Annotated in this window: 20 protein-coding genes; 13 read left to right on the plus strand and 7 right to left on the minus strand. The window is 66.3% G+C overall.

What is annotated here, in order from left to right; all coding sequences use genetic code 11:
* Window positions 1-7: 7 nt before the first annotated feature.
* Window positions 8-829 carry an aldo/keto reductase gene (locus LFT44_RS01710; RefSeq protein WP_236800746.1) on the minus strand — a complete coding sequence of 274 codons (822 nt, stop codon included), beginning with the start codon at window positions 827-829 and terminating at the stop codon, window positions 8-10.
* Between the two features lie 221 nt (window positions 830-1050).
* Between LFT44_RS01710 and LFT44_RS01715 the strand changes: the two genes are divergently transcribed.
* Window positions 1051-1950: a helix-turn-helix domain-containing protein gene (locus tag LFT44_RS01715; protein WP_236800748.1), complete on the plus strand. Its 900-nt coding sequence runs from the start codon at window positions 1051-1053 to the stop codon at window positions 1948-1950.
* Window positions 1951-2101: 151 nt separating this feature from the next.
* Window positions 2102-2308: a hypothetical protein gene (locus LFT44_RS01720; protein ID WP_056331347.1), complete on the plus strand. Its 207-nt coding sequence runs from the start codon at window positions 2102-2104 to the stop codon at window positions 2306-2308.
* A 74-nt stretch (window positions 2309-2382) separates the two neighbouring features.
* Here LFT44_RS01720 and LFT44_RS01725 read toward each other — a convergent pair whose 3' ends face one another.
* Entirely contained in the window at window positions 2383-2595 is a 213-nt protein-coding gene (locus LFT44_RS01725) for a dodecin (protein ID WP_236800749.1), read from the minus strand.
* Window positions 2596-2727: 132 nt separating this feature from the next.
* Complete coding sequence (locus tag LFT44_RS01730; RefSeq protein ID WP_236800750.1) at window positions 2728-3432, minus strand: FadR/GntR family transcriptional regulator; 705 nt, start codon at window positions 3430-3432, stop codon at window positions 2728-2730.
* Window positions 3433-3600: 168 nt separating this feature from the next.
* Here LFT44_RS01730 and LFT44_RS01735 point away from each other — a divergent pair, with 168 nt between their 5' ends.
* From LFT44_RS01735 to LFT44_RS01770, 8 genes are all read left to right on the plus strand, one after another.
* Window positions 3601-5091, plus strand: coding sequence for a four-carbon acid sugar kinase family protein (locus LFT44_RS01735; RefSeq protein ID WP_236800752.1), 1491 nt, complete (start codon window positions 3601-3603; stop codon window positions 5089-5091).
* 39 nt (window positions 5092-5130) lie between these two features.
* On the plus strand, window positions 5131-6030 hold the full coding sequence (locus tag LFT44_RS01740; RefSeq protein WP_236800753.1) for an NAD(P)-dependent oxidoreductase: 900 nt from the start codon (window positions 5131-5133) through the stop codon (window positions 6028-6030).
* Window positions 6031-6217: 187 nt separating this feature from the next.
* Window positions 6218-7681, plus strand: a complete 1464-nt coding sequence (locus tag LFT44_RS01745; RefSeq protein ID WP_236800755.1) for a GntP family transporter — start codon at window positions 6218-6220, stop codon at window positions 7679-7681.
* Complete coding sequence (locus LFT44_RS01750; RefSeq protein ID WP_236800756.1) at window positions 7681-8532, plus strand: class II fructose-bisphosphate aldolase; 852 nt, start codon at window positions 7681-7683, stop codon at window positions 8530-8532. The genes LFT44_RS01745 and LFT44_RS01750 overlap by 1 nt, the downstream gene beginning before the upstream one ends.
* A gap of 116 nt (window positions 8533-8648) precedes the next feature.
* Window positions 8649-9053, plus strand: a complete 405-nt coding sequence (locus LFT44_RS01755) for a DUF1304 domain-containing protein (RefSeq protein WP_236800757.1) — start codon at window positions 8649-8651, stop codon at window positions 9051-9053.
* 119 nt (window positions 9054-9172) lie between these two features.
* Window positions 9173-10447: an acyltransferase family protein gene (locus LFT44_RS01760; RefSeq protein ID WP_236800758.1), complete on the plus strand. Its 1275-nt coding sequence runs from the start codon at window positions 9173-9175 to the stop codon at window positions 10445-10447.
* A gap of 15 nt (window positions 10448-10462) precedes the next feature.
* Entirely contained in the window at window positions 10463-10795 is a 333-nt protein-coding gene (locus LFT44_RS01765) for a GNAT family N-acetyltransferase (RefSeq protein ID WP_236800759.1), read from the plus strand.
* A gap of 109 nt (window positions 10796-10904) precedes the next feature.
* A complete protein-coding gene (locus LFT44_RS01770) occupies window positions 10905-11870 on the plus strand; it encodes an NAD(P)/FAD-dependent oxidoreductase (protein WP_236800760.1) in 966 nt (321 codons plus the stop codon).
* 142 nt (window positions 11871-12012) lie between these two features.
* Here LFT44_RS01770 and LFT44_RS01775 read toward each other — a convergent pair whose 3' ends face one another.
* Entirely contained in the window at window positions 12013-12336 is a 324-nt protein-coding gene (locus LFT44_RS01775) for a hypothetical protein (RefSeq protein ID WP_236800761.1), read from the minus strand.
* 324 nt (window positions 12337-12660) lie between these two features.
* On the opposite strand from LFT44_RS01775, the gene LFT44_RS01780 reads away from it, so the two are divergent.
* Window positions 12661-13434, plus strand: coding sequence for an SDR family NAD(P)-dependent oxidoreductase (locus tag LFT44_RS01780; RefSeq protein WP_236800762.1), 774 nt, complete (start codon window positions 12661-12663; stop codon window positions 13432-13434).
* On the opposite strand, the gene LFT44_RS01785 is transcribed toward LFT44_RS01780, so the two are convergent.
* Together LFT44_RS01785 and LFT44_RS01790 are read right to left on the minus strand one after the other, a co-directional pair.
* The gene (locus LFT44_RS01785) at window positions 13402-14538 is read right to left on the minus strand and encodes an FUSC family protein (RefSeq protein ID WP_236800763.1); all 1137 of its coding nucleotides are present in this window, start codon (window positions 14536-14538) and stop codon (window positions 13402-13404) included. The genes LFT44_RS01780 and LFT44_RS01785 overlap by 33 nt on opposite strands.
* Before the next feature lie 270 nt (window positions 14539-14808).
* The gene (locus tag LFT44_RS01790; protein ID WP_236800764.1) at window positions 14809-16398 is read right to left on the minus strand and encodes an MFS transporter; all 1590 of its coding nucleotides are present in this window, start codon (window positions 16396-16398) and stop codon (window positions 14809-14811) included.
* Between the two features lie 435 nt (window positions 16399-16833).
* Between LFT44_RS01790 and LFT44_RS01795 the strand changes: the two genes are divergently transcribed.
* The gene (locus tag LFT44_RS01795; RefSeq protein WP_236800766.1) at window positions 16834-17091 is read left to right on the plus strand and encodes a hypothetical protein; all 258 of its coding nucleotides are present in this window, start codon (window positions 16834-16836) and stop codon (window positions 17089-17091) included.
* 158 nt (window positions 17092-17249) lie between these two features.
* On the opposite strand, the gene LFT44_RS01800 is transcribed toward LFT44_RS01795, so the two are convergent.
* On the minus strand, window positions 17250-19811 hold the full coding sequence (locus LFT44_RS01800) for an ATP-dependent DNA ligase (RefSeq protein ID WP_236800767.1): 2562 nt from the start codon (window positions 19809-19811) through the stop codon (window positions 17250-17252).
* 40 nt (window positions 19812-19851) lie between these two features.
* On the opposite strand from LFT44_RS01800, the gene ku reads away from it, so the two are divergent.
* Window positions 19852-21018, plus strand: a complete 1167-nt coding sequence (ku, locus tag LFT44_RS01805) for a non-homologous end joining protein Ku (RefSeq protein WP_236800768.1) — start codon at window positions 19852-19854, stop codon at window positions 21016-21018.
* Window positions 21019-21124 lie beyond the last annotated feature (106 nt).

A 21124-nucleotide genomic window follows, 5' to 3' on the forward strand; every position in this document is an offset into this window, starting at 1 on the left:
CAGGTCCCTACATCTGGGTGAAGGAGGCGACGGCGGGATCGGAACCAATGCGGGCGCCGGACTCCAGCGCCGTGATGGCGGCCAGTTCGTCCTGGGAGAGCGTCAGGGATGAAGCCGCGAAGTTCTCGCGGATGCGGTCCGGGTTGGCCGACTTGGGAATGACGATGTTTCCGTTGGCAAGGTGCCAGGCGAGCACCCCCTGGGCAGTGGTGGCGTTGTGCGCAGCAGCGATTTCGGTGACGGCGTTTCCGTTGAGGTCTCCGCCCTGTCCAAGGGGGCTGTAGGCCTCGACAGCAATGCCCAGGCCGCGGCACTTGGCCGCCAGGTCTGCCTGCTGGTAGCTGGGGTGGAGCTCGATCTGGTTCACGGCCGGCACAGTTTCGGCGGATTCCAGCAGGGTGTCCAGGTGGTCCGAGAGGAAGTTGGAGACGCCAATGGCACGGATCTCCTTGTTCTCGTACAGCCGCTCCATCTCCTTCCAGGCCTGGACAAAAAGCCCCTGGGAGGGGACGGGCCAGTGGATGAGGTAGAGGTCGATGAAGTCCAGGCCCAGCGCCTTGCGGCTGTTTTGGAATGCTTCCTGTGCCCTGCCCTGCTCGCCGTTGCGGAGCTTGGTGGTGACGAAGATTTCCTCGCGGGCGATGCCGGTGGCGGCCAGTGCTGCCCCCACTCCTGCCTCGTTGCGGTAGGCCGCGGCGGTATCGATGTGGCGGTAGCCTGCCTCGAGCGCATCCTCCACGGTCCGCTGGGTGTCTTCCGGCGGGACCTGGAAAACGCCGAAGCCAAGCTGCGGGATGGTGACGCCATTGTTGAGTGTCAGCTCTGACATGGGTGTGCTCCTTCTCTGGGAGGGTGTGGCTGGAAGATGAGGTGCTGGAAAATCGGTGCCGGCTGCTCGACAGATGAGAAAGCGGTTTCCACCGGCTCACTCCTGAGCCTATGCACTTTTGGCCCCCAAGTCAGCAGGCAAAGCTGTTCCTGTTTTTCCTAGGACTGCCAGTCCTACCTTCGTTGTAGAGCGGGGACCCCAACGCAGGCAGAATGGTCTGCATGGGTCAAAGCGCCGAGTTCGGAAAATTCCTCAAAGCCATGCGGTCCCGGTTGAGTCCGGAGGTCGCCGGGACGGGCCCCAGCACGGGTGCCCGACGGGTCCCCGGCCTGCGGCGCGAGGAAGTGGCGCGGTTGGCCGGCGTCAGCACGGATTACTACGTCCGGCTGGAACAGGGCCGCAATATCCACCCGTCCCGGACTGTCCTGGACGCGGTGGCCCGGGCGCTGCGCCTGGACAGCAGCGAGCACGCGCACATGCTGGACCTGCTTGAGAACTGCGCCAGTGCTCCCCGTGAACCCGGTGCCGCTGCAGCACAGGGTGTCCGGCCGGCGCTGCGCCAACTGCTTGACGCGGTGGGGGAAGTGCCGGCTCTGGTGTTGGGCCGCCGCAACGACGTCCTGGCCGGCAACAGGATGGCATTCCTGCTGTTCACCGATTTCCCGGCGCTGCCGCCCGCGGAGCGTAACCTCACCCGCTGGACCATTCTTGATCCCGCCGCCCGGGAACTGTTCCGGGACTGGAAAACGGTGGCGGCCGAAGCGGCCGGATCTCTCCGCCTGGACGTGGGCCGGCACCCCAACGATCCCCAGGCGAACCACTTGGTGGGTGAGCTGGCGGTCCACAGTGAACACTTCCGCCAGTGGTGGGCCGGACACCGGGTGGCAACCCGCGCTGCCGGCACCGTCCGGCTGCACCACCCCTCGGTGGGCGACCTGGAACTGAACTTTGAAAACCTTGTCCTGCCGGAGGACCCCGACCAGACACTCCGGGTGTACTCGGCCCGGCCGGGATCGCCGTCGTCGGACGCCCTGGCCCTGCTGGGCAGCCTTGGCGCGGGCCCGGACCTCGGCATGGAACACGACGCTGCCGTCGTTGCGGAAAGCGGCGAGGTGGGCTGATCCGCCGGTCAGGGCGGCGCGTGACTGTACATTCGTCCAGCAGGAGGGGTTGATTCTGGCCAGCCGCCCATTGGTGCGGCGTGCGCCCTTTCCTAGGGTGGGAGTACGTGCTTTCCCGCCCACTTTTTGTCACCCCAGGATGGTCTCAACGATGAAACGCATCGCCCTGCTGAAGGAACGCCAGGCATCCGCCGGCGCCGCCTCCACCGCCACCGGTTCGCACTGCCCTGCCTCCGGTCTTTGGAGCCCGGACCTCGATCCCCACACGGTGCTGTCCTTCTTCGAGGGCCACGTTTTTCCCGCGTTCGACGGCGTCCCCACGGTCTGGCGACGACGCAGCCCTGGCACGGCAAACTGAGGCCTGCTTAAAAGCGAAAACGGCCCGCGGCCAACGTCGACACGGACGTATTGGCTGCGGGCCGGTTGCTTTAACTAGTGCTCTTCCAAGCGGAAACCGATCTTGATGGTGACCTGCCAGTCCGCGATCTTCCCGTCCTCCAGGTGGCCGCGGACCTCCTTGATCTCGAACCAGTCGAGGTTCCGCAGGGTCTGGGACGCCTTGGCAATGCCGTTGCGGACGGCGTCATCCACGCCCTGGGTGGAGGTGCCGACAATTTCAGAAATGCTGTACGTGTGGTTGGACAACTTCGCTCCTCGTGATCGTCGATGCTCCCGGTTGCGGGCCGTCCCTGAAGCCTAGTAGGACACTTGGAGCGTTGAACAGGGTCAAGGGCAATTAGGGGACCCACTTCCCGCCCCGGACCTCGAGGGGAGGGGTTACTTGGTTTCCAGCACCAGCTGCTTGAGGTCGTCCAGGGTCTGCTGCATGTGGGCGTCCATGGCCTCCCGGGACCGCACTGCGTCGCGGGACTGCAGGGCTTCGGCGATGTTCTGGTGATGGCCAATGGCGTGCTCCTGGATTTCAGGAACGGCGGAAGTTTCGGTCCTTCGCTTTTCCAGGACCCGATGCAGCGGCTCAAACAGGACCGACACGAAGACGTTGCCGGAGGCGCGCAGGATGACGTCATGGAAGGCGAGGTCCGCCTCCACAAAGGACGCGACGTCGTTGATGCTGTGCGCGGCCTTCATTGCCGAGACGTAATTGAAGAGGGCAGTGATGTCCTCTTCGGCAATCCGTCCGGCGGCAAGCTCGCAGGCGCCCGTTTCGAGCATGCGGCGGAGTTCGATGAGCTGGATGGAGGCATCGGCGTCGTTCTTGCCCTCCGATGCTGCGCGCAGGACGGCTTCGAGTGAGGCCCAGCGGCTCAGGGGATTGACGAACGTTCCGCGGCCGCGCTCCACGCTCAGGATGCGTTGGGCCTGGAGGGTCTTCATCGCTTCGCGGACCGTCATGCGGCTGACCTCGTGGCGGGCGCTGAGTTCGTGCTCGCCGGGAACGGTGGAGCCGGGCGGGAACTCGCCTTCGATGATGCGGTCCAGCAGTTCGTCGGCCACCACGCCGACCAGCGACTTCCTTGCCATGTTGCCCCCGATTCCTGCTTCCGGCTTCCGGCGGATATGTCAGACAAGTGTACTTGCGCGTCTCTATGCCGTGTGCCACACTAACTTCAAATGCAAGATGTCAGACATCTTACAGTTACCTTTACATCTGGATCCGCCACCCTGGATCGCTACACAACGGAGTGCACTGTGACGTATGAAGCAGACGTTCTGGCCGCCTATCCGGCAGACCTCGAGATCCAAACTGGGCTCGTAGCCGGCACGCTTGCCGCTTCCAATGCGGAGGTTCCCCGCGTTCTGGTAGTGCTCGACGACGATCCCACCGGCACGCAGTCCGTCGCAGACCTGCCTGTGCTCACCCGTTGGGACGTGGAAGACTTCGCCTGGGCCTTTGCGCACATTGCGCAGAGCACCGCCAAGCCCGCCGTTTACGTCCTGACCAACACGCGCAGCCTCGACCCGGCAGAAGCGGCAGCCCGCAATGAGGAAGTGGTCCGCAATGCGCTGGCCGCAGCAGGGCAGCAGGAAAAGCTGCGCCTCGGCTTCGTCAGCCGCAGCGACTCCACCCTCCGCGGCCACTATCCCCTGGAACCGGACGTCATCGCGGCGACGGTGGCCGAGGCCAGCGGGGAAAAGACCGACGGTGTTGTGCTGGTTCCGGCGTTCCCGGACGCCGGCCGCGTCACCATTGGCGGGGTCCACTACATGCGCGGCGCTGACGGCACCCTGGTCCCGGTCTCCGAAACCGAGTTTGCCAAGGACGCATCCTTCGGCTTCAGCACCTCCGTCATGGCCGACTACATCGCAGAGAAGTCCCAAGGCCGGTTCCCCGCCGACTCCGTGATCGTCCTGGACCTGAACATCATCCGCGCCGGTGCTTCCGCGCAGGACCCCGCCATCTCCGCGAAGGCCATCGCCGACGCCATCGAGCCGGCCACCAACTCCACTCCGATCGTTGCGGACATCGTCACCGAGAATGACTTCCGCGCGCTGGCCCTGGGCCTGGAAGAAGCAGAACGCCGCGGCAAGAAACTCCTGTACCGCGTTGGCCCGCCCTTCGTCCGCGGCCGCATCGGCCAGGAAGTCCGCGCTGCACTGACCGGGGAAGAAGCATACGAGGGCAACACCCCATCAGAGGCCGGCGGCCTGATCGTGGTGGGATCGCACGTGGGCCTCACAACGCGCCAGCTCAATATCCTCACGGCGGAACACAGCTCAGCACGCATCATCGAGATCGATGTCGAAAAGCTCCTCGCCGATGAGGCGGGAGCCAAGGCCCACCTGGACCAAACCGTGGACGCAGTGGTTGAAGCCCTCCGCACCGGCGACGTCATCGTCCACACCAGCCGGCTGCTCATCAAGACCGACGACCCCGCCGAAAGCCTCCGCATTGCACGCACGGTCTCTGCCGCCGTCGTGGACGTCGTCAACCGCACCCTGAAGACCTTCCCGCCCCGGTTCGTCATCGCCAAGGGCGGCATCACGTCCTCCGACGTGGCAGCGCACGGCCTGGAAATCCGCCACGCGATTGTCCGCGGCCCCATGTTGCCCGGCATCGTCTCCCTCTGGGAACCGGTGGACGGACCCGCCAAGGGCATCCCCTACATCGTCTTCGCCGGCAACGTAGGCGACGACGACTCCTTGGCCCAGGTCACCCGCAAACTCAGCACAACCTTCTAGTCCCCGCCCCAGCCCGCAAGACTTCAACGGAGAAACACCATGACCAGCAACTACACCGTCACCGTCCTGGGCCTCGGCGCCATGGGCCTGCCCATGGCCACCCGCCTGGCCACCCAGCTGACCGTCCACGGCTTCGACATCGCCGAAGCCCGCCTCAAGCTTGCCGAAGAAGCCGGCATCGCCACCTTCTCCAGCGCCCGTGAAGCCGCCAAGGGTGCCAATGCCGTGCTCCTGGCCGTCCGCAACGGCGAGCAGCTCAACGATGTCCTCTTCGGCGAGAACGGCGTGGCCCCGGTACTGGAGCCTGGCGCCGTCGTCATCCTCGGCAGCACCGTGGGCACCGACGCCATCCCCGCAACGGTCGCCAAGCTCGCCGAATACGGCGTGGACCTGGTGGACGCCCCGCTGTCCGGCGGGCCCAAGCGCGCCGGTGAAGGTGACCTGCTGATCGTCGTCGGCGCTTCCCCCGAGGCCCGCGAAAAGGCAGCCCCCGCCCTGGAGCTGCTGGCCTCCACGCTCACCGTGGTGGGTGACAACCCCGGCGACGGCCAGGCCCTCAAGACCGTCAACCAGCTCCTGTGCGGCGTCCACATCGCCGCCGCCGCCGAGGCCCTTGCCCTGGCCGACGCGTTGGGACTGGACCAGGCCAAGACCCTCGCCGCCCTGGAAGCCGGCGCGGCCGGCTCCTTCATGCTCTCCAACCGCGGCCCGCGCATCCTTGAGGCCTACAACGAGGAGGGCGCCGAGGTCCTGTCCCGCCTGGACATCTTCGTCAAGGACATGGGCATCGTGGGCAAGGCCGCCCGCGCCGCCGGCCTGGCAGCCCCCGTTGCCGCCGCCGCCGAGCAGCTCTACCTGCTGGGCCAGGCGCAGGGCCTCGCCGCCGCCGATGATTCCGCGGTCATCAAGGTGGTCGCCCCCACCAAGCGCGCCAAGTAAGCCAGCGCGCCAACTAAGCCATCCTCCTGCCCTTGCGGCAAAAAAGGTACGACGACGGCGGTCCCCCCTCCGCCGTCGTCGTTACCTCCCAGCGTTGCCGGCGCAGTCCCGCAACGTTTATCCCCACCCCGCCATTCCGTGCTGCCCGCCTGCCCCCAGGCCGGCACGTCAAAGGAGACACCTCCCCGTGAACCACCTTCTGAATCCGCTGATACAGCGGGCGGCCGACGCCCCGGCCATCAAACCCGCCGTTGAGCTGGGCACCCCGCTGCTGCTCACTATCGCAGCAGTGGGCATCGCCATCCTGCTGGTGATGATCATCCGCTTCAAGATCCAGGCTTTCGTGGCCCTGCTCACCGTCAGCATCCTGGTGGCCGTGGCGGCAACCATCCCGCTTCAGGACATCTTCACCGTGGTCTCCGGCGGCGTGGGCAGCACCATGGGCAAGGTGGCCATCCTGATCGCGCTCGGCGCCATCCTGGGCCGCATGATCGAGGTGTCCGGCGGCGTCCAGTCACTGGCCGACCACTTCACCCGCAAGCTGGGTGCCCGCCGTGTGGCAGTGGCGCTGACCGCCGTGGGCTTCCTGGTGGCCATCCCCGTCTTCTTCGAGGTGGGCATCATCGTGCTGGTGCCCATCGTGTACGCCTTCGCCAAGATCGCCAAAGTCCACCCGGTCAAGTTCGGCCTGCCGATGGCCGGCATCATGCTCGCCATCCACGTGGCAGTCCCGCCGCACCCCGGAATCGTGGCAGGCGCCGGCGTGCTGGGTGCCGACATTGGACTTATCGCCCTGATCTCGCTGCTGATCTGCGTGCCGCTGGGCTTCCTGTCCTACTGGGTTGCGTCCATCATGAACCGCAAGGACTACGAGCTGCTGCCGGCCGTGAAGACGCAGGTGGAGGAATTCGGCTCCAAGTCGCTGGTGAAGGTTGGCCACGACGGACCCGGTGCCGCCGCCATTGCGCCGCCGCGGCCTGGCCTGATCATCTTCCTCATCGCAGCGCCCATTGTGCAGATCCTGCTCGGCACCGTTGGCACCCTCATCCTCCCCAAGTCCCATCCGCTGTACGGCCTCGCGGCCTTCGTGGGCAACCCGTTCCTGGCCTTGCTGGTGGCCGTGGCGCTGTCCTTCTTCCTGCTGGCCGTCCGCCGCGGCTGGTCCTTCAAGGAAACCGGTGAGATCTTCGAGGGCTCGCTGCCGCCCATCGCTTCCATCCTCATGGTGGTGGCCGCAGGTGGAGTGTTCGGCAACGTGCTGCAGGTGTCCGGCATTGGTGGAGCGCTCTCCAAGACGCTGGACACCCTTGGCGTGCCGCTGCTGCTGCTCGGCTTCATCATCTCGCTGGCGCTGCGTGCGGCCCAGGGGTCGGCGACCGTGGCCATCGTAACCACCACCGGCCTGCTGTCCGCAGCGGTCAGCGGCGGCTACAGCCCGGCGCAGATCGCAGTGATCGTCATCGCCATCGGCTTCGGCGCCCTGGGCCTGTCCCACGTGACGGACGCCGGCTTCTGGGTGGTGGTGCGTTACTACGGCCTGACAGTGTCCGACGGCCTGAAGACCTGGACCGTCCTGACCACCATCCTGGGCGTGGCCGGCTTCCTGCTGACCTTCGTCGCGTGGATCCTGGTAGGAGGCTTGGGCGCCTAATGCATACCCGACTGGACCACCTGGTCACCTCCGCCCTGCAGCAGGGTTCAGCAGTACCCGCCTTCACCTGCTACGACTTCACCACCGCGTTGGCGGTGGTGGGCGCGGCAGAGGAAGCCGGCCGTGGCGTGATCCTGCTGGTGGCACCCAAGACCGCAGCCTCCGCCAACGGCCTCCGCCTCATCAACGCGCTGCGCGGCCTGGCCGATGCTGCCTCGGTACCGGTCGCGGTGCAGCTTGACCACGCATCGGACCTGGACGTCATGGCCGACGCCGTCAAGGCAGGGGCGGATTCCGTCCTCGCCGACGGTTCGTCTCTTCCTTACGGGGACAACATTGCGCTGGTCCAGGCAGCCCGTGCGCTCCTGGGTGCCGAGGTGGTGCTCGAAGCAGAGCTCGGCGGCCTGGCAGGGGACGAGGACCGCGCCTTCGGAGCAGACCAGTCCGGCGTGGACGTGGCCGGCCTGACGGACTCCGCGCAGGTGGAGGACTTCGTCTCCCGCACCGGCGCGGAACTGCTGGCCGTCGCGGTGGGCAACGTCCACGGCAAGTACAAGGGCGAGCCGAAGCTGCGCTGGGACGTGCTGCAGGACATCGCGGCGCGGATCCACATCCCCCTGGTGCTGCACGGCGCCTCCGGCATTCCGACGGAGGAGCTGGTCAAGGCAGCGGCCATGAACGTTGGCAAGGTCAACTTCAACACCGAACTGCGGACCGGCGTGCTGGCCACCCTCCAGGACCAGCTTCCGGCGCACCGCGCGGACGGGGAAAACCTGCAGGGCCTGCTGTCGCTGTGGAACCAGTCGGCGAAGGGTTTTGCCGCCACCACGCTGGCCACGCTGGCACGGTAGCTGAATCTTCCACAAGCGGGAGGCCAGGATCAAGCAGCCGGTCCTGGCCTCCTTTTTTGTGCCTCCGCCGGATTGCGGGGCGGCACCGGGGTTCAACAGGAGGCTAGGATCGAGCAATGGTCCTGGCCTCCCTTCTTTTTGCCTTCCTTGCCGCGGCGCTGCACGTCTTCATTTTCACGATGGAGTCGCTCACCTGGACCCGGCCGGCAACCTGGAAGCGCTTCGGGATCGCCTCGCAGTCCGATGCCGAGACCACAAAGCCCATGGCCTACAACCAGGGCTTCTACAACCTGTTCCTGGCCGTTGGGGCGTTTGCCGGCATCGGGCTCGCAGCCGCTGGCGGCCAAGGGTCGGCGCAGTCCGTGGCGGGGTGGACCCTGGTTTTCAGCTGCTGCGGGTCCATGCTGCTGGCGGCCGCGGTCCTGGCCATCACCGGGCGCAAGTACCTCCGCGCAGCCGTGACCCAGGGCAGCGCGCCCCTGCTCGCCGTCGTTCTGGGCCTGCTGGCCGTGTCGCAATAGCGGCAGAAGGGGCCCAAGGTCCTTAGCCAGCACGGGCAACGGGGGCACAATAGTGCCGTGGGCAGCCTCGAGCGCTTGTAGGACCCGTGCACAACAGCGGCAGGCGGGGGTCAGATTCAGTGCCGGACACGGCGAACCGTGATCCGGCCATCGACCTTGTGCGCTTGATCTGCCTGGCGCTGGTGGTGGTGGGGCACTCCATGATGGTCAGCCCGGTCCTGCACCCGGACGGCACGGTGACCACAGAAAACACCTTGGGTGATCAGCGCTGGTTCGAGCCCGTCATCTGGATCTTTATGGTCATGCCCCTGTTCTTCGTCACCGGCGGCATCACCGGACTGCAGTCCTGGCGCCGGCTTAAGGCATGCGGCGGCACGGCGGCACAGTTCGTCCGCGCCCGGCTCCTGCGCCTGGTCCGCCCGGCAACAGCCTTGCTTGCCACGATGGTAGCGGGCTTGTCCGTGGCAGGCGTGCTCGGCGTGGACCAGCAGGTAATCCAACTGATTGCCGCCGGCGCAGCCATGCCCCTGTGGTTCCTCGCTGCGTACCTCGCGGCGCAGCTGAACATCCCGGTCCTGGCGGCGCTGCATGCCCGGGCCCCCTGGCTGACCTTCGGCCTGCTCGCCGGGCTGGTGGTTGTTGTGGACTGCCTGCGGGGCGCCCTGCCTGACCTTGCCAACGCCAACCTGGTTTTCGTGTGGTGCGCGGTCCAGCAGTTGGGGTTCCTGGCTGCCGACGGCTGCTTTTCCCGCCTTTCCCGCTCGGGGCTGCTGGGCGTCGCCATGGCGGCACACCTGCTGCTGGGCCTGGTGACCGGGTTGGGACTGTATCGGGGAAACATGCTGGTCAACCTCAACCCGCCAAACCTGACCCTGGTGATCCTGGGTGTCGCGCAGTTGGCCGTGATGGAACTGGCGCGGCCGTTCCTGGTGCAGCTGGCCGAAGTGGGCTGGATCAGCCGGCTGCTGGCGTTGGCCGGGGCGAGGTCCCTGACCGTGTACCTGTGGCACCTGCCGCTTCTGGCAGGCATGTCCGGGCTGCTGCTCCTGGCCCCGATCCCCAAACCCGGTTCCGGCACGGCCGCCTGGTGGTGGTCCCGGCCCCTGGTTGTCCTTGCGCTGGTCCTCCTGCTTTTGCCGGTGGTGGCGGCCTTTGGCCATTTGGAGGAACGGACGACGGCGATGCACGCCTTCCGCTGCCGGCCCGCCTTGGCGGGGGCCGGCGTCGTGGTGGTCTTCATCCCCGTTGCGGACGCCGCCCTTAACGGACTGTCACTGGGACTGCTCGCAGCAGGCGCTGTCTGTTTCTTCGTGGCGACCCTTCTGCTCGGTGGCGTCCCGCTGGGTGACCGGCGGAAGAGGGGGAGGAGGGGCATTGCCAGCGGGGTGAAGTAGTGCCAGTGTCGAACCATGACCGAGAACACCGCGTCCGCGGAGGACAAGTTCACCGCCAATGTATCGCTGCGGCGCAATGACGCCCAGCACCGGTACGAACTCCTCGTGGATGGCCGGCTTGCGGTGCAGGCCTTTTTCCGCGACCTTCCCGGGCACATTGATTTCACCCACACCGAGACCGGCCAGGACTTTGACGGCAAAGGCCTGGGGAAGGTCCTGGCGCACTTCGCCCTGGACGATGTAGTGGCCACCGGCAAGCGAATCATCCCGCACTGCCCGTTCATTTCCGGCTACCTCCGCAAGCATGAAGGCTACGAACAGTTCGTTGACTGGCCGGCGGATAGCTGAAGTCCGCCGGGTGACCCCATCGGGCCTTCCTTATCTCCCACGCCTTATTTCCTGAGCCGTGGTGCCCCGAAACGGTTAGTCCCCGGGCCGCCCCGGGTACGCCTTACGAATGGCGGAACACCAGGACGACGTATTCGATGTGGCAGTGATCGGCGGGGGACCGGCGGGGTTGAGTGCCGGGGTAGCCTTGGCGCGGGCACTGCGCTCGGTGGTGGTGATCGACGCCGGCGAACAGCGGAACCTCGGGGCGGAGAGCGTTCACGGATTCCTCAGCAGGGAGGGAATGAGCCCGCGGGACCTGCTTGCCGCCGGCCGCGAAGAGCTGGCGCGGTATGGCGGGGCGATGACTTCAGGTTTCGTCCGGCAGGCCAGCCGTGGAGAAGACCAGTTCATCCTGGCCATGAACGGTGGCTCCACGCGGACTGCGCGCCGCCTCCTGATCGCCTCCGGAATCGTGGATGAGCTGCCGGAGCTTCCGGGCGTGGCCGACCGCTGGGGCCGGGACGTGCTGTACTGCCCCTACTGCCATGGATGGGAAATCCGGAACAAGAAGATCGGCGTGCTGGCCGCGGATTCCCACTCCGTCCTGCAGGCCCTGACGTTCCGGCAGTGGAGCGCAGACGTGACCATCCTGCTCAACGACGCCCTGGAACTCAGCGCGGGCCAGGCAGAACAGCTGGCAGCCCGTTCCATCCAGGTAGTGGAGGGAAAGGTCCGGGAGTTGGATGTCCGCGACGACCGGCTCAGCGGCGCCATCCTGGACTCCGGCGCCACGGTGGGCCTGGACGTGCTGGTGGTCAGCCCCGCCACCGTGAGCAAGGCCAACATGCTCCAGCGACTGGGGCTGGAGCCGGCCGCCCTCCAGGAAGGCCCGGGGACCCGACTGGAAACCGATGACAGTGGCCGAACATCCTGCCCGGGCGTATGGGCGGCCGGCAACGCCACGGATGTTTCAGCGCAGGTGATGACCGCCGCTGCCGCCGGCCTTCGCGCGGCAGAGGCCATCAATGCGGACCTGGTCCTGGCGGACACGCGCCGGGAGGTTGAAGCAGCCAGGGTGCCTGCGGGGCAGTAGGTCGCCGGGCTTGCCAGGTTCGGGCCCTGGCCGCCCCAGGCTTTGGGGTTGCGGGCCTTGCCAGTGCGGCTGCCGTCAGCAACCGGCAAGGCCCCCGCCGGCTGTGAGCTGGCGGGGGCCCTCAGGGCCATGCAGGGGCCGGTTAGCTGGCGAGGGCCTCGCCGCTGACCGCCATGGCGGTCCCGGGGTCATCGATGGTGAAGCCGCAGGCGCAGCGGTAGGTGACCACGCTCTCCGGGACGGATCCCGGCCGCAGGGCAACGATGGAGTTTCCGTCAACGTACACGGGCTGCCGGACAGGCAGCTCGTCGTGGTCAACGCGCTGCATCGGCGTGCGGCAATGCATGCGTGAGTTGAGGGTCAACAGCAGCCCTGCGTCCACGGGTACGGTGGCGGTCATGACATTTCCAGCTGCCTCAGTGCGCTCCCCAAACGCTGCCAGCTGGTCTTCCAATGCGGTGGTCATTATGTTCTTCCTTGGGCTTCTTTCACGGAGCCGCCAGCGTTGGCAACCCCGCCGCGAACTGCTTGCGGAGGTTCATCTATCCCCGTAAGCAAAGCATGCTTACTAAATGTTGCACAAGTTACGTTTGGGGAATCGCAACATCCGCCATAGCGCTGCCACTGCCAGGCGAGCCAGAAAAGCAGGAAAACCACGGGCAAAACCGGCAACAACCTGCTGCTGGTCCTTTTCCCCTTCATGGCAACCTGGGCCCCAGGGGTTCCGGCGTAGCGGTCATGGTGCGCGAGCGACGGTCCATCCTGCCGCCTTGCTGGTTAGGCTTGCAGCATGACGCCATCCACCACCCGAACAACAGCACTCGTCACCGGGGCCAGCGCAGGGCTCGGCCATGAATTCGCCAAGCAGCTTGCGGCCCAGGGGCATGACCTCGTCCTGGTGGCACGCAACGCGTCCCGGCTTGCAGAAGCAGCAGAAGAATTCCGGCGGCAGTACGGCATCACGGTTGAGGTGCTTCCCGCCGACCTGACCCGGGACGACGACGTGGCGGCCGTCGTCGAACGCCTTGAGGACGCAACGCGGCCGGTGGGGATCCTGGTGAACAATGCCGGGATCGGCCTGCTGCACAACTTTGAGGACAACCATCCGGCGGAGGAGAAAAAGCACCTGAAGCTGCATGCCGAAACCTCCATGCTGCTTACCCACGCAGCGTTGAAGGGCATGCTGGAACGCCGGGAGGGCAGGATCATCAACGTGGCCAGCGTGGCGGCGTTCCTGCCGCGCGGCACCTACTCGGCAGCGAAGGCCTGGTTGCTGAGTTTCAGCCGGTGGGCAAACCTCGCCTACCGCAAGCATGGCGTCAAGGTGACGGCTGTCTGCCCCGGCTTTACACACACCGAGTTCCACGACCGGATGGGGATGGACAAGTCCGTGGCCCCCTCCTGGACCTGGCTTCGGGCCGAGCGGGTGGTCAGCGAAGGCCTTGCGGACAACGAGCGCGGGAAGGCAGTCTCCATCCCGTCCAAGCGCTACAAGGCGGTGGCCGCCGTGGCCAGAGTTGCTCCGGCGCGCCTACTGGCCGGACCGGCCCGGAAGCCTAAGTAAGGACGCGGAGCCGCGCTTAAGCCCCGGCAGGGCCTTTCCGGTGCGGGAGCCGGGGCGTCGCACAGCCAGTACCACCAGGATCCCCAGCAGTGCGCCCACCAGCGTCTCCACCGCCCGCTCAAGGATCAGGACCCCCGGCTCGATGGGCGCGGCCAGCTGGGTCATCAGCAGGATGACCGGCGTGAACCAAACCATGGCCAGGCCATAGTGCCTGGTCATGAACAACTCGGTGGCGAACTGGAAGAGGATCACCAGCAGGGCCAGCACAGCGGCCCGGTGTACGGGCTCGAGGAGTGGGGGGTAGAGGCCGGCCAGTGCCCAGGGCTCCGGCAGGAGGACGACGGCGGTGACCGCAAGCCCCACGAACGTCCCCACGATGCGGTGGACGCCCCGCCGGACGCTGCTGGGGAGGTCTGCGCCGGCGAGCGGCACTGCCGCTGCCGCCATGGCCCAATGCGGATGGCCGGTGCCGCTGATGACACCCGCCGTCCCCGCGGCACCCACCGCCAGCACGTACCGGGCAGCGTGGACGGACAGTTCCCGCCGCCGGGCCGACGAACGGGACGGCACGCTCCTGGTTGCGCCGGGTTCCCAGGACCTCCGCCGCACCCAGCCGCTGAAGCCGATCAGGATGGAGAACACGGACGATGCGCAGGCGATGAACATGGCGGCATACCAGGGGACCACGGTGGGAACGGAAGCGCAGGCGCCAAGGGCAAGAATTCCGAAGAAGGGACCGTTCGGTTTCAGGCGCACGCGGTCAGCGTAGACCGAGCCAACTCCTGCCAGGGTGGCTTCCACGGCCACCAGCCACCACGAGTGGATGTGGTTGATGGACAGCGTCACTCCCACGGCCACGCCGCTGAGCAGCACCAAGGCGCCCTGTCCCTGGTGGCGGAGGCGCAACTGGTGGGGTTCGGAGCGGCCATACATGCCGGTGAGGGCTCCGAACACGGCGTAGATCATCAGGTCTGTGCGGCCCAGTACCAGCAGGAGCAGCGAGGGAACGGCGACGCTGATTGCCACGCGGAGTGCGGCAAGGTGGTCACCGGTGGCGGGTTCCAGCCGGTGGAGCGCACGGACCTGCTCCACTACGCGCTTCATGTACCTGACCTGTCCTGTTTTGTTGTGGCGCCATTCGTGGCCTGTCGCAGCCGCTGTGCCCTTCGGAACGTATCACCGGCCTCGGGCAGAGTTCCATTGAGGGCGGTCATATTCTGACATCCGGCAGGCACGCAAAGGCCCGTCCCCCGTGCTTCCCCCAAGGAGGCACGCGGGACGGGCCCGTGAGCGTGGGCTACAAGAGCGCCCGGCGGACGGCTGGAACTAAGCCCGGCTGGAACTGTGTCCCGATGGAACTGTGTCCAGCTGGAACTAGGCGCCGGCCGGAACCCCGCGGTGTGCCTGGGGATCGTTGCCGTCGTGGGTGTCGAACGGCAGTTCGTCCAGGTTGATGAGCGGGTTTTCGTCCTGGGTTGCCACCAGTTCCTTTGCCTCCGCCGCGGAGTCAACGCTCGGCATCGATCCGGGGAGGGGACGGTTTGCCGATTCCTTGAGGAAGTAGATGGCAATGGCACCTACCAGGGAGGTGGCCATCAGGTAGTAGGCGGGCATCATGTCGTTGCCGGTGGCGCCGATCAGCGCGGCCACGATGAAGGGGGTGGTGCCGCCGAAGATGGCCACGGCGAAGTTGTAGGCGATCCCCATGGCGCCGTAGCGGCTGGACGTGGGGAACTGGGCCGGCAGGGCGGAGGCCAGGTTGGCCACGTAGAACGTCACGGGGAAGGCAACCAGGGTCAGCCCGGCGAGGGTGGACCAGATCTGTCCGATGCCGATCAGCAGGAAGGCCGGGATGGCCAGGACGATGGTGCTCACGGCGCCGATCCAGAGCACGGGACGGCGGCCGATCCGGTCGGACAACTTGCCCGTCAGCGGGATGCAGAGGCTCATGATGACCAGCACGGGAATCGTCAGCAGCGTGCCGTGCACCTCGTCGTAGCCCTTGGATTCAGTCAGGTACGTGGGCATGTAGGACGTCAGTGCGTAACCGGCAGTGTTGGCGGCGGCCACCACAACCATGGCGACAATGATGGGGCGCCAGTAGGCCTTGACGATTCCCACAGGTCCCTTGGCCTGGGCGGTCTCACCAGCGGACGCGTTCTTGGCGTGCTCTTCCTGGGCGTCAAGGGTGGCCTGGAACTGCGGCGATTCCTCGATCTTGCTCCGGAAGTAGACGGCGATGAGGCCCAGCGGGCCGGCCACCAGGAACGGGATGCGCCATCCCCAGTCCTCCATGGTGTCCTGGCCCAGGGTCAGCTGCAGGACGGACACAAGGGCGGCGCCGATGGCGAAGCCCAGGTAGCTGCCCAGGTCCAGGAAGCTGGCAAAGAAGCCGCGGCGCTTGTCGGCGGCGTACTCGCTGACGAAAGTGGTGGCACCGGCGTACTCGCCGCCGGTGGAGAAGCCCTGGATGACCTTAAGGAGCACCAGCAGTGCAGCTGCCCACAGGCCGATCTGGGCGTACCCGGGCAGGAGGCCGACGGCGAAGGTGCTCGCTGCCATGATCATCAGCGTGGTGGCCAGGATCTTTTGGCGGCCCATCTTGTCGCCCAGCCAACCGAAGATGACGCCGCCCAAAGGACGGGCGATGAAGGTGGCGGCAAAGGTCCCCAGCAGGAACAGCGTCTGCGTGGTGGGATCCGACTCGGGAAGGAACACTGGCCCCATGGTGGTGATGAGGTAGCCAAAGACACCTACGTCGTACCATTCCATGGTGTTGCCCACGATGGTTCCGCCGAGTGCCTTTTTAAGCATCGGCTGGTCAACCACGTTGACATCGGATTCCTTGAGCCGGCGGCGTGGGAGCAGCCTGGGCTTCTTGGCAGCCGTGGCGGCTGCGGGGTAGGTTCCGCCGGCGTTTGTGGCGCCTGCGAAAGAGTCGGTCCTGCTTCGGTCTGTGGGCATTTGGGCAACTCCTGTGGAGGTCATTTGCTTGCGACTTGTAGCTGCCCCGCTCTGGGCAGGCCTTCAATTTTACGGGAGATCGGTATCGTCGGCTCGCCAAATGGCCTAGGATACGGCCGTTTAGGCCCCCGGAACCGGTTCCATCCTGGATATTTTTCCCCGGCTTTTCCCGCGTCATTACTGGGAAGCAGGCTGATCAAAGGCATCGTTACCGAAAATTTTTGTTTTTGGTTCCTTCCGGCGCCGGTTTTGCGGCGGTTGCAGCCGGGAAAGTGACTGCGGCCACCGTACTCGGAGGGGGTTCACAGGCGCCTCGGGGGTGCCTATGGTAGAGCGATGAACACACTTCTTTCCGGGCAGTAACCTGCGCGCGCCCGGGCGTTTTCGTTGGCGTTCCGTTTCAAGGAAGAACGAGGGAAGAAGGGAAGAACCACAATGGGTGAAGAGTCCAACCAGTTCCACATCAAGCCCGAGGTCGCGGACCACCTAGCGGCGGCTATGGATGTGCCGGTAGCCCCGGGCCCCGCAGCAGTCGGCGGCGTTCAGTTGCCGCAGCAGGGCGGATGGCCGGATGGCCTGGGGAAGCGGCGCCATCCCAAGGACCGCGCTTCCGGACATGGGCGGATGGGCCACGAGGCAGCCGTGACGGCGGTGCACCGCACCGGCCGCCCGCAGATGCCGCACTCCTCATAGGTACTGGGGTGCGGGCGCAGCTGCCAACGAGCGTTTGGATGCAGCATGGCGACGGGCACCGGCCGTGTCGACACTGAAATTACCTGGCGCCCTCAGAATATGAGCGCGCCAGGTAATTTGCGCGTCGCCGATCCACGTCCGCGTCGAAAACCCTGCTGTCAGCTTTCCCGGACCACGTCCGCCGGGTCCTTGTCCACACGCCAGCCCCGCCACCGCGGATGCCGCAGCCGTCCAGGTCCAGTCCATTCGCTGTAGGTCACTTCGCCCACCAGTTCCGGTGCCACCCAGTGGGCGTCGGCCGCGTCGGGGCGGGGGACCTCGTGGAACGGTGAGCTCTTCCGGCCCAGCCGCTCCAGGGTTTGCCGCAGTTCCGTGAGTTCGCGGGTGCTGAAGCCGGAGCCGACGCGGCCCACGTACTGCAGCTTGTCGCCATCGGGAATGCCCACCAGCAGTGATCCAACAGTCTCCTGGCGGCCTCCCTTTCCCGGACGCCAGCCTCCCACCACCACTTCCTGGGTTTGTTCAGTCTTGAGTTTGATCCAGGTCCGGGTCCGCTGGCCGCTGACGTAGCGGCTGTCGGTCCTCTTGGCCATCACGCCCTCAAGGCCAAGCTCCTGCGCGCTTTCCATGAGGAGTTCAACGGACTCCGCCAGCACCATGGACAGGTCCACCGGGCAGTCGGACGGCTCAAAAAACTCCTCGAGCCGCTGCCGGCGTTTGCTGAGCGGCAGGCGGCGGAGATCCTTGCCGCCGTCGAAAAGGAGGTCGAACAGCATCAACTGGACTGGAATCGCGGTGCGGGCCCTGGCGACGTCGGCGGCCCGGGTGAGCTTCATCCGGCCCTGCAGGAGGCCAAAGTCCGGCCGCCCACCGGGGCCGACGGCGATGATCTCACCGTCCGCCACGAACGGTTGATCCGGCCAGCAGGACCGGCCCGTGAACTCGGGATAGGTGCGGCTCACATCGTTGCCGTTGCGCGAGAAGATGCGCACCGTTTCCCTGTCGGCCACCAGGATGGCCCGAACGCCGTCCCACTTGAGTTCGTACTGCCATGAGCTGCCCTGCAGGTCGGCCGTAGTGCCGGACGTCGCCATCATGGGTTGGTATTCCAAAGGGTCCGCAACGGTACCGGCGGCGGACCCGGCCGACGCCTTGGGCTTGGCTTCCTGCCCAGGCACCGCGCCGCCGTCGTCCTCTTCCTGCTCCTCCGCTTGCGCCGCCCGGGACGCTGAAGCGGATTGAGCCTGTGCCTCCGGAGCCGCATGCAGCTGTCGCCCGCCTGCCTGCTCCTGGTCCATGAGGTGAATGAGCCACTGGCTTTCAGCGTCCTTGCCCTGGCCCCGTCCGGTGTGGATCAGCGCGATTTTCCTGGTGCCGCCCAGCCCGCCGCCTTCGGAGCCGGTCAGCGTGGCGATGACTTCCCTGCCGTTGATCCACTTATGCAGTTCGTAGGTGCCGGTGTCCCAAATGGTCATGACACCCGCGCCGTACTCTCCCTTCGGGATGGTCCCGTGGAAGGTGAGGTAGTCCATGGGGTGGTCCTCGGTTTGGACCGCCAGATGGTTCTTCCCGCCGGACTCGGGAACGCCCTTTGGCAGGGCCCAGGAGGCGAGGACGCCCTCATGCTCCAACCGCAGATCCCAGTGCAGCCGGCTGGCGTGGTGTTCCTGGATGACAAAGCTGTTGCCGGCGGCGGGGAGGCCGGCGAACGGCTCGGGCGTGGCCTTGGGATCGCGCATGGAGCGGTACTTGCTTAGGCGCGGATCGCCGTCGTGCGCTTCCTCCCGGGCGGCGTCATCGCTGGGCGCTCCGGCTCCATCCCCACCACCTGCAGCGTTGACGACGGCGGCGAATGGGTCCTTGCCGTCCCGCACCCTTCGCAGTACCTCCTGGTAGTCCAGGTGCTTCAGGTTGGGCGAGTCGATCTCCCCCCACGTCCGGGGTGCAGCCACCAATGGGGTCGGCCGGCCCCGGAGTGAGTACGGGACGATGGTGGTTTTCGCAGCGTTGTTCTGGCTCCAGTCCACCAGCACCTTGCCCTTGCGGAGGGACTTCTTCATGTCGCTGACGGCGAGGTCGGGGTGGTCGGCCTCGAGTGCGCGGGCAAGTTCCCGTGCGAACGCGGAGATCTGCTCGGAGGTCTGGCTCCCGTCCAGGGCTGCGTAAAGGTGGATGCCCTTGCTGCCGCTGGTCACCGGCACCGGATCCAGGCCCACGTCCTGCAGGATGGTGCGCGCCAGGAGGGCCACCTCGCGGCACTCCTGCAGGCCGGCTCCCTCGCCCGGGTCCAGGTCCAGCACGAGCCGGTCCGGGTTCAGCTGGTTGCCGTGCGAGTCCACCCGCCACTGCGGCACATGGACTTCCAACGAGTTGATCTGGCCGAACCAGGTCAAGGTGGCCGCGTCGTTGACCAGTGGGTAGTGGATGGTCCGGTCCTTGTGCGTGATCGCCGCTCGCGGCAGCCATCCCGGGGCCGAATCCTCCAGCTCCTTTTGGAAGAACACCTCGCCGGGTTTCTCCGCTGTGCCCACTCCGTTGACCCACCGCTTGCGGGTGGCCGGCCGGTTGGCAGCCGCAGGAATCAGGACGTGGGCCACCGCGGCGTAGTACGCCAGGACGTCCGCCTTGGTGGTGCCGGTCTCCGGATAGATGATTTTGTCCAGGTTGGTGAGGGTCAGTTCCCGTCCCGCCACCCGGACACGCTCCCTGCTAGCGGCCATGGGGCTTCACCTCCGGCCCGCTCTGATGTTGACTGTAGGAATGAGAGCCATCTGGAAAGGTGCCATCGCGTTCGGCCTGGTCAACGTGCCCGTGAAGGTCTACAGCGCCACTGAGGATCATGACATCAGTCTGCACCAGGTTCACAATGCCGATGGCGGCAGGATCCGTTACCAGCGCCGGTGCGAGGTGTGCGGCGAGGTGGTGGACTACTCGGACATCGAGAAGGCGTTCGATGAGGACGGCCGCACCGTGGTGCTGTCCAAGGATGAGCTCAAGTCCATTCCCGCGGAGAACAGCCACGAGATTGAAGTGGTGCAGTTCGTCCCGTCCGAGCAGCTTGAGCCCATGATGTTCGAGAAGAGCTACTACCTGGAACCGGACTCCAAGTCGCCCAAGGCCTATGTGCTGCTGCGCCGGGCGCTGGAGGACACGGATCGGGTGGCCATCGTCCAGTTCGCGCTGCGGGAGAAGACCCGGCTGGGCGCCCTGCGGATCAAGGACGACGTGCTGGTGCTGCAGTCCCTCCTGTGGCCGGATGAGGTGCGGGAGGCCAACTTCCCTTCCCTGGAGGCCGACATCAGGATTTCAGCGCAGGAACGGGACATGTCCGCGGCGCTGGTGGAGTCCATGGCTGCCGACTTCGAACCCGACTCCTTCACCGATGAGTACCAGGTGCAGCTTCGCCAGCTCATCGACGCCAAGCTCGAACAGGGCGAATCGCTGGACACGGAGGAGACGTTCGGCGTGGAAGCCGGCGAGGGCGGCAAGGGCGAAGTCATCGACCTCATGGAGGCCCTCAAACGGAGCCTGGACCGGAAACGCGGCGGCGGGGAGGCCGCCTCCGCCGGCGGAAGTTCCGACGACGAAGCTGACACCGATGAAGCCGACACCGGGGACGGGGAAGCCGAGGGAGCCAAGCCGGCCCGCAAAGCTTCCGGGACCAAAGCTTCCGGCACCAAGGCTTCCGGCACCAGGGCGGCGGCCGCGAAGACCGGCACGGATGACGCGAAACCCGCCAAGTCGTCCGCGAAGTCCACGGCAGCCACCAAGTCCACTGCCGCCAAATCGACCGCGTCAAAGCCTGCCGCCTCCCAAACAGCCGGGTCGAAGTCCACCGGCACCAAGTCGGCGGACAGCAAGTCCACGGGAACGAAGACCGCAGCCAAGCCCGCCGCCAAGACCACCAGGGCCCGCAAGCCCGCCTGAGCGCAAGCCCGCCTGACCTGCCCACCTTTAGTCCCACCTTTACAGCTGCCTCCATCGCGTCCACAATGAGTCGCATCACAGCCTCCGCTGTGCCAACAGCGTGCTG

This window comes from Arthrobacter sp. FW306-05-C, from assembly GCF_021801725.1.
Taxonomy (GTDB): Bacteria; Actinomycetota; Actinomycetes; order Actinomycetales; family Micrococcaceae; genus Arthrobacter.